Below are 13,001 nucleotides of genomic sequence, written 5' to 3'. Positions count from 1 at the left end.
AGCGCTTATGGAATATGCGCAAGTAGCTATTTATTTTGTAGCATTCATCGTCGCCACAAACACCTCGAACGCATCCACCGGCAGCGGGCGGCTGAACAAATAGCCCTGGTAGGCCTGGCAGCCTTGCTGGGCTAAAAACTGGCGCTGGGCTTCGGTTTCCACGCCTTCGGCGATCACGGCCAGGCCCAGGCTGCCGCCCAGGGCGATGACCATTTTGGCGATGGCAGCATCGTTAGGGTCGGTGAGGATGTCGCGCACAAAGCCCTGGTCGATCTTGAGCTGGTCCAGCGGCAGCCGCTTGAGGTGTGACAGCGACGAGTAGCCGGTGCCAAAGTCGTCCAGCGAAAAACCCACGCCCACGGCCTTGAGGGCGGTCATCTTGGCAATCACGCCGTCGATGTGGGCCACCAGCATGCTTTCGGTCAGCTCCAGCTTGAGGCGCTCTGGGCGGGCACCGGTACGCTCCAGCACAGCCAGCACCTGGTCCACAAAGTTACTTTGTTGGAACTGGCGCGGGCTGACGTTGACCGCCACGGTGAGGTGTGCCAGTGCGGGCTGGTGGGCCCATTGCGCCATCTGGGTGCAGGCAGTTTCCAGCACCCACAGGCCCAGCGGCAGGATCAGCCCGGTGTCTTCGGCCAGGGGGATGAACTCGGCCGGCGGCACCATGCCGCGCGCGGGGTGCAGCCAGCGCACCAGGGCTTCGGCGCCGGTCAGGCGGTTCTCACCGTCGACTTGCGGTTGGTAGTAGAGCTGTAGCTGGTGGTCCGCCAGCGCCTCGCGCAGGCCCACCTCCAGCGCGGCGCGGGCGGTCACCACGGCCTGCATGTCGGGGTCAAAGAACCGCAGGGTGTTGCGGCCCGCCCCTTTAGCCTGGTACATAGCCAGATCGGCGCGCTTCAGGGGTTCTTCGATACCTTCTTCGCGCTCGCCAAACAAGGTGATACCGATGCTGGGCGTGCTGTGGTGGACCACGCCCGCAAGAAGGTAGTTCTGCTGGAGCACCGAGAGGACTTTGTCGCCCACCGATTCAGCATGGGTCACGGCGACCAGGCTCAGTTGGCCCAGGTCTTCCAACATCACCACAAACTCGTCGCCTCCCAATCGGGCCACCGTATCCCCCTTGCGGATACAAGTGGACAAGCGACGCGCGACCTCTTGCAGCAGCAGGTCGCCCATGTGGTGGCCGTGGGTGTCGTTGAGGTTCTTGAAGTTGTCCAGATCGACAAACAACAGCGCCCCAAAGTGCTGGTCGCGGGCGTGGTTGGCCATAGTCAGGGTCAGCCGGTCCATCAGCAGGCGGCGGTTGGGCAGGCCGGTCAGCGGGTCAAAAAAGGCCAGGTTCTGGATCTGGTCTTCGGCGGCTTTGCGGGCGGTGATGTCGGTAAAGGTGTCCACATAGTGGCTGATCTGGCCGTGCTCGTCCTTGATGGCGGTGAGGGCAAACCAGCCGGGAAACAGCTCGCCGTTTTTGCGCCGGTCCCAGATTTCGCCCTGCCAGGAACCGCTGCGCCCCAGGCTGTCCAGCATCTGCTCGAAAAACGCCGCATCGTGGAGCCCCGAGCGCAGCAGGCTGGAGGGGGTTTGCCCCACGGCCTCTTCGGCCGAGAAGCCGGTGATCTCGGTAAACGCCTGGTTGACGCGCAGGATGATCCAGTTAGCGTCGGTCACCAGCATGCCCTGCTGCGACTCGAACGCAGTGGCGGCGATGCGCAGTTCCACCTCGGCTTTTTTGCGGCCGGTGATGTCGCTGAGCATGGTGTGTACGGCCTTGGCGCCATCGAACCGGATCGGCGTACCCTGCACTTCCACGTCGATCAGCGTGCCGTCGAGTTTGCAGAAGCGCAGCGCCACCACGCCCACAGACTCCCCGGTTTCGGCCACAAAGCGGGCCCGCTGGTGCGCCAGGGGCAGTGACTCGGGGTGCAGCAGCTGCGCCATCAGCCGCCCGGTCAAGTCGTCCGCCGAGGCCGCGCCAAACAGCCGCACCGCCGCCGGGTTGGCGTAGACGATGCGGTCGTTCACATGCACGATTACGGCCTCGGGCGACCACTCCACCAGGGTGCGAAACCGCTCCTCGCTATCGCGCAGGGCCTGTTCGCGCTGGCCCAGTGTGAACAGCAAATGGTTCAGCCCGCCAATCAACTCGCCCACCTCGTCTTGCTGCTGGATGGCCAGCGGCTGCAAAGGCAGGTTGCGTTGGGCCGGATCGGACAGGCGGGCCAGCGTGTTTACCGCCTCCAGCATCGGGGCCAGTTGGCGGCGCAGCATCCACCAGGTGAGCACCCCGGCCAGCAGGGTCAGGCCCAGCGTGGCCAGCAGCATGCGCTGCTGCATGGTGCGGATGGGAGCAAACGCCTCCTCGGTGGGCAGCACGGCGGCCACCGTCCAGTCCGACTCGGGAACCACTTTGGTGGACACCAGCACCTCCATGCCCTGGTGGTCCCGCAGCAGGCTAAAACCCTCTTGGCCCTGGAGCATGTGGTCGCTGACCGGATCCACACCGACCGCCGGTAGCCGCTCCAGAATACGCTGCCGATCGCTGGCCGTTACCACCTGGCGCGAGACCGGCTCGCTGACCACATAGCCCCCGGTTTTGGCGTAGCGGTTGTCGGTAATGCGGTCCAAAAAATTACGCAAATGCAGGTTGGTCAGGCCCACCAAAACGCCCACCACCACCCCATCGGCATCGACGATCGGGGCCACCACCGGAAACACCGCTGCCTGCAAAGGCGCATAAAAACTGGGCTGCCCCACACTGGCCACGCCGCCCTGCAAGGCCCGCTGGATGGCGTCTGTGGCCACCGGCAACCCCAGCGTTGGCCCCACGGGCAGTCCATCGGCGTGTACCAGCAGGCCATCCGCCCCATACACGATAAAGCCCCCGTTGAACAAACTGGCCAGCACCGGGCGGGTGTCCAAAATACCCTGCAACGCGCCCCACTCGGTGGCCGGAATATGCGTCAGCATCGCTGCCAAAATGCCCAGCGGACGCAGGCGCTGGTCCAGCTCGCTGCCGATCGCCGCAGCGGCAGCGCTGACCGCCGCCACCTGCTGCTCGCCCAAAATGACCGTCATCTCATCGCGCAGCACCGCGCTGGCATAGAAGGACAAAGACCAAATGCCCGCCAAAAAAATCGCCAACGTACTCAACGTCACCCGGGTTTTCAGCGACAGCCAATGGAACACACGGGGCACGGAGGATGCCTTCATCAACAGTCCATTCAAAACGTCTCCTCAGGGTACGGGCTGCGCCCGGCTCATACGCCGGACCTCACAAGCATCAGGGCTTTGGTAAGCCCTCACCATGGCTGTTACTGCATGTATCTGCGCCGGTACTGTAACTACATGGCACCAGCGACACCCAAAAGTCTAACCCTGCCACACATCAGCACGCCAGCGTACGCAAAAAATCGGCCAAGCTGCGGCCTGCCTCGGAGCGAAACGGTGTGTCCAGCACCGCCACGGCCTGCATGCGGTCGATCCGAAAACTGCGAAAGTCGTGTCGCGCCTCGCACCAGGCCACCAGCGTCCAGGTACGCCCCCAGTAAAAACACCCCAGCGGCTGCACCGTGCGCTGGCTCACGGCATCTTTGGCATCGCAATAATCCATCTGCACCTTGCGGCGCAGGCCAATCGCCTCGCGCAACAACTGCAAATCGGCGCGCACCGGGGCCGTCAGGCCGTTATAGCTGGCAGGCGGTGCGTACAGCGCCAGGCTTTCGGCCGCGGCACGGGCAGCGGCGGGCAGGATGGACAGCATCTTGCCCAGCGCATCTTCGGCGGCCAAGGCCAGCGGCGCATCCAGCCAGGGCTGCGACAGCCGCACCGCCGCCACCAAAGCCTTGGCCTCGTCCTGGCTGAACATCAGCGGCGGCAGCTCGAAACCCGCGCCAAAGCGGTAGCCCACGCCCGCCTCGCCCTCGATCGGCACACCCTGGCGTTGCAGGTCGGCCACGTCGCGGTACACCGTGCGCTCGGAGATTTCCAGCCGCTCGGCCAGAAACGCCGCCGTAGACAAGCGCCGCCCGCGCACCAGCTGCACCAGGTGAAAAAGACGGTCGGCACGGCGCATAATTTTTACAAGCTTTTTAGGCTTCTAGCGCATATTCCACATGCGCAAGCAGCTATTGAAAACATAGTGACTCACGCTGCATCCAGTACGCCGATATAGATGGCAATCCGCCCTTCCCCGGTGTATTCCTCGAAGTCACTGGCGTAGCGGCGCGGGTGGGCGGGCTGGTGTTGAAAGTACTGCCACACCTGCGCCCACAGCGCGATTACCGTGGCGGGCATCGGGCCTTGGGCCTCGAACATCAGGTAAGGCCCGGCGGGCAAGGTCACGGCCTTGAGCCCCTCGGGCACCTCGGTGGCCAGCACGGCAGCGCTGACATCGAACGGCCCCATCGCATCGGTTGCATAGCCGCTGTACACGCCGTACAAGGCCGATTGCGGCGTGTAGTCGGCCACCGCCTGCGCCACCCGTTCCGAAAAAAACCGCCCCCACAGCGGCGCAATTTTGGCCGTAGCGGGTGAAAACTCGTCCGCGTTGGTGGTGCGGGTGCTGATGCCCGCTAGGTGCAAAGGCTGGTCGCGGTGGACGAGGCGGGGTGCGGTTGGGGTCATGGCGGGGCCTTTTCAAACAGAGGGGGCAATTTACACCGCAGCAAGCCTCCATTCGCCCGCATGGTCTTGCCGTGACAGAAGCGTTGCATCGCGGAACTTCAAGCCAGCGCGTGCAAGCCCACGCGGTTGCCGTCGGGGTCTTGGATGTGGGCGATGAAACCCATGCCCGGTGGCAGCGCGGTTTTGGGTTTCAGCAGTTTGGCATCCAGCGCCTGGGCACGGGCCAGCGCGGCATCGATGCTGGGCGAGCAGTCCAGGTAGACCAGGGTGCCCTCGGTGGTCGATTGGGGCGTGTCGGCACCGCTTTGCAGGCAGCCTTTCACGCCCTCGTCCGGCGCGGTGAAGATGGCCAGGGTGTAGCTCTGGCCGCCCATCGGGAACGCCTCGCGGTGCAGGGTTTGGGCCAGCAGGGTTTCATAAAAAGGCTGGGCGCGGTCGATGTCGGTGACCGGAATTTCAAACCAGCTGATAGCGTTGATTGTTGACATGGGGCGGGCCTTTCGGTGCAGTTAAAGAGAACTGCATGGTGCGCGCCTGCTACTGACAACGGGGTGTCAGCAGACGCACATAGCCCCCATCTCCCTTGCGTCATCCCTGCATGAACAGCAGAAAAAACACCAGCAACACATTCAACAGAAGCGACACCCCCAGCGCCAGCTTCCACACCGATGTCGGATCGCGGTGCAGCAAGGCCGACGGGGCCGGGGCGCTTAACGGGCGGGACGCGCCGCGCTCCAGGGCCAGCAGGAATTCTTCGCCGGTTTCAAACCGCTGGCGTTGGTCGCGGGCCACGGCTTTTTGCACCACGTGGTCTAGCCAAATGGGAATTTCGGGGTTGTGGCGGCTGGGAGCGATGGGGTCGCGGTAGTAGCGGCCCACCTGGTAGGGCAATACGTCGCCATAGGGCAGCTTGTGGGTCAGCAGCTGGTACAGGGTGACACCCAGGGCGAACAGGTCGCTCTGGGTGGTGGGCAATTCCTCGGCCGCGTCACCGCCAAAGGCGTTAAAGCCCCATTGCTCGGGGTTGACGTAGCTGGGCGTGCCAGCGTGCAGTTTGCGCATGGCTTCGGGCTCGCGGCCGCTGAGAGCCACGCCCAGGTCAAGCAGGCGCAGCACGCCGTCTTCGCCCTGGTGCAGATTGGCGGGTTTGATGTCGCGGTGGATGACGTTTTGCTGGTGCAGCCGCCCCAGCGCCTGGGCCACCTGGCGGGCGGTGCTGACGGCCTGGTGGACGCTGAATTTGTGCTTGCGGTCCAGCATGTGCTGCAAGGTTTCGCCGCCATGCCAGTCGTACAGCAGATAGAAAGCGCGGGCGGGTTCGCCGGTCACGCTGTTGCGCGGATGCGTGTCGCGCAGCACCACCAGGTGCTCGGCGGCGCGGCTGGAGAACATGCGCTTGGCCAGCCAGGCTTCGTGGGCCAGCATGGCGCGCTCTTGTGGGTCGTGGGCGCGGCTGGGGTGCAGGGTTTTGAGGGCGTAGAGGGCCTGGGTGGCGGGATGGCGCACCTGCACCACCACGTTGATGCCGTTGTCGGCCACCGGGGCAGTCACCGTCAGGCCGTCGATCACCTCGCCGACGCGGAACGGGCCGGGGATGGGCAGCTCGCGGGCGGCGCGGTTTTCGTCCTCCAGGGTGGCATCCAGCAGGCCCAGCACGCGCACCACCATCGCGGTGGCGTTGTCGCGGCTACCGGCTTTGAGGGCGGTTTGGACCATCGTTTCAGCAGCGGCTTTGGCACTGTCAGCACGGGCCAGGGCTGCCATTTGCAGGTCGTCCAGCACGCCGTGTACACCGTCAGTGACCAGCATAAACACGTCGCCCACCAGCAGGTCGCCCTGAAAGTAGTCCACCACCAGCCGGTCTTCCACGCCCACCGAGCGCAGCAGCTGGTGGCGCAGGTCGGGGTGGTCGGCCACGTGGTCGTGGCTGAGCTGGGTGCATTGGCCATCGCGCAGCAAATAGACCCGCGAATCGCCCACGTGGGCCACGGTGTACGACTGGCCGCGCAGCACCACGGCGGTGAGGGTGGTCAGGCCCATCGCCGGTTTGCGGCGGCGGTTCATGCCGGTCAGCCAGGCGTTTTGCGCGCCGATGACGCGGTCCAGGGCCACGGTGGTGTCCCAGGTTTCGGGCGTGCTGTAGTAGTCGCGCACCAAACTGGTGACTGTGGTTTGGGCGGCTTCTTTGCCCATGCCGCCGGTGCTCACGCCGTCGGCCAGGGCCACGATGCAGCCCATGTCCACCTGGCCCGCCTCGGGCAGCATGGCCGCGCAGAAGTCTTCGTTAACGGGCTTGGTGCCCGCGAGAGAGGTGAAACCGATGTCGAGTTGAAATGCCATGCACCGTGGCATGCAAGTTTGATGCCCAATTTGGTGCATTAAGGTTTACCCCAATCCCAAAAACAGAACGTCCCCTCCCGGCAGGCAATGCCGAAGGCTAGCGTATGCACACAAGTCACTGATGCCGTGGTGGGCCTTGCAGACCCCCACCCCAACCCTCCCCCGGAAGGGGAGGGAGTAATGCGGGGCCCGGTGTTACCCCTCCCTCTTCGGGGGAGGGTTGGGGTGGGGGCGGGCAGCCATCCACGATGTGTGCATACGCCAGCCCTCGCAGGGGGTTAGGAATCAGCGCTTGCGCTGCAGCCTGGGGGTGAGCCAATCAGCCCATGAGCATCTGCATGCTGGTTTCAAAATGCACAGACAGTTGCTCGAACACATCCAACAAATCCTCGCTGGCCTGCGCCAGCCGCTCCTGGCCAGCGGGGCGCTGGACTTCGGCCGTGCCCGCCAGCAGTTGCTGCCAGCCCTGGGCGGCGGCCTCCAGGGTGCGGCGGATGTCCGGGGTGCTCAAAGGCACTTGTTGCAGGTGGCTTTGGGCCTGCTCAAAGGCGGCCCGGGTGTCCGCCATCGCCGCGCTGTGGCTGGGGCCCAGCAGCGCGTATTTGGCAAAACGTTGGCTCAGCATGCGCTGGCGGCCTGCGGTGTTGAGCATGTGCAGCGGGGCCACGCCACCGGCTTTCTCCAGTGCGGTGGTCAGGCGCTCGGCCTCGGCCAGCAGTTGCTCGGCCAGGTCGTCGATGGGCTGCATGTCGTCCGCCAGGGGCTTGGCTTGCAGGGCCCGCTTGAGGCGGCTCCAGGGGCTGGCCACGCGCTCGACCAGGTCGCCAAAGTTGGGCTGGGACAGGCTTTTACCCAGCAGCAGCAGGTTGGTGTCGATGCGTTTTACCGAGTCTTGCAGCAAGTGACGGTACGGCTGCGCACCGCCGCTGGCACGCAGCAGCAGGTACAGCTTGACCAGCCGCTGCGACAGCATGCGCAGCTGCCCGGCACGGTTCACGCCGTCGGCATACAGGGCCGAATGGACGATGCTCTCTGACACCTGGCCCAGGCGCTGGTTGGTGTGCATGGAGGCGGTGCGCAGGATGCGAAAGGCGTCGTCGTCCGACAAATGCCGGGCCCGCATCAGGATGGCCTTGGCGCGGTCCACCACCTTGCGCTCCTCCAGGCGGATGGCGGCATCGGCCAGGGCCACACGCAAAGCCCGCTCGTGCTTGAAGCGGGCCAGGGCCAGTTGCACCAGGGTCCGCAGGCGGTGCGGGGCGTAGCCATCGACCACATAGGCATGGACCCCCGCCGCGATAGCCTGGTCGATGTGCGCGGCATCGGTATCGGTGGTCAGCAGCAGCACCGCACACGGGGCGGTGTCGGCCAGGGTGTGGAGGAGCTTGAACAAGGCCGCGTCCGGCCGGGCAACCGCGCAAATCAACACGTCTGGTGCATGCAGAACCACGCCATGCACCAATTTATGGCGTTCTGTGACCTCGCCCAGCAGGTCCAGGCTGGCGGCTTGCAGGTCCGCGCCCGACACGGCCACCGCACCGAACCCAGAACCGTAATACACCACAGATGTCATGCAAATCAACCACTTAGAGAGGATACGAGGCCGAACTCCGCACTCGGGCCGCAGCACAGGGCGGACGGACCGGAGCGAAGCCGCTGGATGCCCATCATATGGCACAGGTTTTGCATTAGCTTGTGCGGGCGTAACGAAGCGCCCACCCGCCGCCACTGCGCTGCGGAGCCCGCACACACCGCTGTGTGCCCAGCAGACTGTTCTGCCCGATGCCCACTTGGCATCAGGCATTCGTATCCACCACCGCATCCGAATGTTCTGGCACACAGTTTGCGCCTTGGCATCTGCGCCCCTACAACGCCCCAATGGAGTTACCCACAATGAAAAAATCTAAGCTAGTGTTGGTCGGCAACGGTATGGCGGGCGTGCGCACGCTGGAAGAACTGCTCAAAATCGCCCCCGGCATGTACGACATCACGGTGTTTGGCGCCGAGCCGCACCCCAACTACAACCGCATCATGTTGTCGCCCGTATTAGCCGGTGAGCAAACGCTGGGCGAGATCGTGCTCAACTCCCGCGAGTGGTATAGCGACCACCACATCACCCTGCACACGGGCACCAAGGTCACCGCCGTCGATCGGGTGAAACGCATCGTGCGCGCCACCGCGCCAGACGGCAGCGTGGTGGAGGCCGAATACGACCGCCTGCTGATCTGCACCGGCTCCAACCCCTTCATCCTGCCCATCCCCGGCAAAGACCTGCCGGGCGTGATCGCCTACCGCGACATTGCCGACACCAACGAGATGATCGACGCCGCCACCAAGTTTAAAAACGCGGTGGTGATTGGCGGTGGCCTGCTGGGCCTGGAGGCGGCCAACGGCCTGATGCTGCGCGGCATGACGGTCACCGTGGTGCACGTCAACGACTGGCTGATGGAGCGCCAGCTCGACAGCGTGGCCAGCCAGATGCTGCAAAAAACCCTGGAAGAGCGTGGCCTGCACTTTCGCCTGGGCGCGCAAACCCAAGAGCTGGTGGGCGGCCCCGACGTAGATGGCAAGCCGGGCCGGGTCACCGCCGTGCGCTTCAAGGACGGCACCGAAATCGCCGCCGACCTGGTGGTAATGGCTGTGGGCGTGCGCCCCAACACCGCACTGGCCGCCAGCATGCGCCTGCACATCGAACGCGGCATTGTGGTCACCGACACCATGCAAACCGTCACCGATGGCCGCATCTACTCGGTGGGCGAATGCGCGGCGCACCGGGGCATTGCCTACGGGCTGGTGGCCCCGCTGTTCGAGCAGGGCAAGGTAGCAGCCAACCACCTGGCCGAGATGGGCATCGGCCGCTACATGGGTTCGCAAACCTCCACCAAGCTGAAGGTCACCGGCATCGACCTGTTCAGCGCGGGCAACTTCACCGGCGGCGAAGGCACCGAAGAAATCACCATCAACGACCCGTTTGGCGGGGTGTATAAAAAGCTGGTGATCCAGAACGACAAGCTCGTCGGCGCCTGCCTGTACGGCGAAACGGTGGACGGCAGCTACTACTTCAAGCTGCTGCGCGAAGGCCTGAGCGTGGCCGAGATCCGCGACCGGCTGATCTTTGGTGAACCGGCAGACGACTCCGAGCCGCCCGTAGAGCCAGAAGAGTCCGCCTCGTAAATTTATAAAAAATAAGCCTCTAGCGCATATATCACCTGCGCTAGCAGCTACAAATTAAATAGCACCCCACAGCCATGACACTCCCCTCAGAAACCAAGTCCACCTGCCCCTACTGCGGCGTCGGCTGCGGCGTGATCATCACCGCCACGGGCAACCAGATCACCGGCGTGCGGGGCGACCCGGACCACCCGGCCAACTTTGGCCGCCTGTGCACCAAGGGCTCCACCCTGCACCACACCGCCACGGCCGCCGTGACGCTGCAAACCCGCCTGCTCTACCCCATGCAGCGCCTGCAACGCGGCCAGCCCGCCAAGCGCGTGTCGTGGGACCACGCCCTGGGTATGGCCAGCCGCAAGTTCGCCCAGGTCATCCGCGACCATGGCCCGGACGCAGTGGGCTTCTACATCTCCGGCCAGCTGCTCACCGAGGACTACTACGTCTTCAACAAACTGGCCAAAGGCCTGATCGGCACCAACAACGTCGACACCAACTCCCGGCTGTGCATGAGCAGCGCCGTGGCGGGCTACAAAACCACGCTGGGCGCAGACGCGCCCCCCGCCTGCTACGACGACGTGAACCACACCGACTGCATCTTTATCGTCGGCTCGAACACCGCCTGGGCCCACCCCATCCTGTTCCGCCGCATCGAAGACGCTAAACGCGCGAATCCGGCGATGAAGATCATCCTGGCCGACCCGCGCCGCACCGACACGGCTGAAATCGCCGACCTGCACCTGCCCCTCCAGCCCGGCACCGACGTGATGCTGTTCAACGGCATGCTGCACCTGATGCTGCGCGAGGGCTGGACAAACGCCGCCTACATCGCCGCCCACACCAACAACTTCGCGGCCATCGAAGCCACGGTGCGCGACTGCACGCCCGAAGTGGTGGCACAGGTTTGCGGCATCAGCATGGAAGCGCTGTACCAAGCCACCCAGTGGTTTGCCACCAGCAAAGCCAGCCTCAGCCTGTACTGCATGGGCCTGAACCAGTCCAGCAGCGGCACGGCCAAAAATGCGGCCTTGATCAACCTGCACCTGGCCAGTGCGCAGATCGGCAAGCCCGGTGCGGGCCCGTTTTCACTCACCGGCCAGCCCAATGCGATGGGCGGGCGTGAAGTGGGTGGTATGGCAAATTTGCTCAGCGGCCACCGTGACCTGGCCAACCCCGAGCACCGCGCCGAAGTCGCTGCGCTGTGGGGTGTGAATGAGGTGCCCGCCAAGCCCGGCAAAACCGCCATCGAGATGTTCCAGGCTGCGGCCGACGGCGAAATTAAGGTGCTGTGGATTGCCTGCACCAACCCCGCCCAGAGCATGCCCGACCAAGCCACCGTGCGCCGCGCCCTGGAGCGTGCCGAGCTGGTCATCGTGCAAGAAGCCTTTGCCACCACCACCACCTGCGAATACGCCGACCTGCTGCTGCCCGCCACCACCTGGGGCGAAAAAGTCGGCACCGTGACCAATTCCGAGCGCCGCATCAGCCGCGTGCGCCCGGCCGTGGCAGCGCCCGGCGAGACCCGGCACGACTGGTCGATTGCGGTGGAATTTGCCCAGCTGCTGGAGGCCGAACTGGCGCTACCGCCCAAACTATTCGACTACACCACACCCGAATCCATCTGGAACGAACACCGCGAATCCACCCGGGGCCGCGACCTCGACATCACCGGCCTGAGCTACGCCATGCTGGATGCCGCGCCACAGCAATGGCCGCTGCGCACCGGCGAAACGGTGGGCCAGGCGCGCCTGTACGAAAACGGCATCTTCCCCACCGCCGACGGCAGAGCCAAGTTCGCCAACACCGTCTACCAGCCGGTGGCAGAGCCGCGCGAGCCGCGCTACCCGTTCTCGCTCACCACCGGACGCCTGCGCGACCAGTGGCACGGCATGAGCCGCACCGGCACGCTGGGCCGCTTGTTTGGCCATGTGGCCGAACCCAGCATCCAGATGCACCCGCAAGACATGGCCCGCCGCGATCTCAAAGAAGGCGACCTGGTATTTGTGACCAGCAAGCGCGGCTCCATCGTGGTGCCGCTGGTGGCCAGCGCGGATGTCGGCCTGGAGCAGGCCTTCATTGCCATGCATTGGGGTGAAGAATTTTTAAGCGGTGTCAGCTCCAGCGGCCAGCGCCTGATGGGTGTCAACGCGCTGACCAATTCGGTGTTCTGCCCCACCTCCAAGCAGCCCGAGCTCAAGCACACCGCCGTCAAAATTTTGAAGGCCGACATGCCCTGGTCGCTGCTGGGCGTGGCCTGGCTGCCCGAGGCCGAGGCGCTGGTCGCCCGCGAAAAGCTCAAAGTGCTGATGGCCCAGTTCCCGTTTGCCAGCGTGGTGCCATTTGGCCGCGAGCGCACCGGCCTGCTGTTCCGCGCCGCCAGCCATGATGCTGCGCCCGACGAAGTTATTGCCCAGATCGAAGCCCTGCTGGGCCTGGGCGGGGTGGATGTGCTGCGTTACGCCGACAAAAAGAAGGGCCAACGCCGCGCCGTGAAGTTAGAGCGCACGGCCGACAACGCGGAACTCACCGGTTTCGTGCTGGCGGGCGACACCAGTGCCGAGGTCTGGATCAAAACCCTGCTGCAAGACCAGCTACCGGCACAAGCCTATGGCCGCCTGCTGCTGGCCCCCGGTGCCAAGGCCCCGGTGGCGGTCAAGGCACGCGGCAAACAGATCTGCACCTGCTTCAACGTTAGCGACGAGGCCATCCGCACCGAACTGGCGCACTGCCGGGGCTTTGAAGACGAGCGCCTGGGTCAGCTGCAAACGGCCTTGAAATGCGGCACCAACTGCGGCTCTTGCCTGCCCGAAGTGCGCAAAATGGTCCGCATCAGCATGCCCGCCAAAGTGGCGGCCTGAATCCCGGGT

General features: G+C 64.7%; 7 protein-coding genes and 1 pseudogene. 2 read left to right on the top strand and 6 right to left on the bottom strand.

Annotation, left to right across the window (positions count from 1 at the left end; genetic code table 11):
• Nucleotides 1–30: 30 nt before the first annotated feature.
• The 6 genes from AC0969_RS13480 to AC0969_RS13455 form a co-directional block, all read right to left on the bottom strand.
• Nucleotides 31–3,228, bottom strand: coding sequence for an EAL domain-containing protein (locus tag AC0969_RS13480; RefSeq protein ID WP_479624663.1), 3,198 nt, complete (start codon nt 3,226–3,228; stop codon nt 31–33).
• A gap of 160 nt (nt 3,229–3,388) precedes the next feature.
• Nucleotides 3,389–4,075, bottom strand: coding sequence for a helix-turn-helix transcriptional regulator (locus AC0969_RS13475; RefSeq protein WP_479624662.1), 687 nt, complete (start codon nt 4,073–4,075; stop codon nt 3,389–3,391).
• Nucleotides 4,076–4,146: 71 nt separating this feature from the next.
• The gene (locus AC0969_RS13470) at nt 4,147–4,626 is read right to left on the bottom strand and encodes a GyrI-like domain-containing protein (RefSeq protein WP_479624661.1); all 480 of its coding nucleotides are present in this window, start codon (nt 4,624–4,626) and stop codon (nt 4,147–4,149) included.
• 98 nt (nt 4,627–4,724) lie between these two features.
• Nucleotides 4,725–5,114 (bottom strand): VOC family protein, encoded by a 390-nt coding sequence (locus AC0969_RS13465; protein ID WP_479624660.1) that lies wholly within the window; start codon nt 5,112–5,114, stop codon nt 4,725–4,727.
• 100 nt (nt 5,115–5,214) lie between these two features.
• Nucleotides 5,215–6,966: a bifunctional protein-serine/threonine kinase/phosphatase gene (locus AC0969_RS13460; protein ID WP_479624659.1), complete on the bottom strand. Its 1,752-nt coding sequence runs from the start codon at nt 6,964–6,966 to the stop codon at nt 5,215–5,217.
• A 319-nt stretch (nt 6,967–7,285) separates the two neighbouring features.
• Nucleotides 7,286–8,539 carry a type IV pili methyl-accepting chemotaxis transducer N-terminal domain-containing protein gene (locus tag AC0969_RS13455; protein ID WP_479624658.1) on the bottom strand — a complete coding sequence of 418 codons (1,254 nt, stop codon included), beginning with the start codon at nt 8,537–8,539 and terminating at the stop codon, nt 7,286–7,288.
• A 320-nt stretch (nt 8,540–8,859) separates the two neighbouring features.
• Between AC0969_RS13455 and AC0969_RS13450 the strand changes: the two are divergent.
• Both AC0969_RS13450 and AC0969_RS13445 read left to right on the top strand, forming a co-directional pair.
• Nucleotides 8,860–10,089 (top strand): annotated as a pseudogene (locus AC0969_RS13450) (NAD(P)/FAD-dependent oxidoreductase); the annotation flags it as partial.
• Between the two features lie 125 nt (nt 10,090–10,214).
• Nucleotides 10,215–12,992, top strand: coding sequence for a nitrate reductase (locus AC0969_RS13445; protein ID WP_479624657.1), 2,778 nt, complete (start codon nt 10,215–10,217; stop codon nt 12,990–12,992).
• Nucleotides 12,993–13,001: the final 9 nt, after the last annotated feature.

It is taken from the genome of Rhodoferax sp. LB1P47 (genome assembly GCF_056521445.1).
Note: the sequence above shows the minus strand (reverse complement) of the source record. Positions and strands in the feature narration are given on the sequence as shown.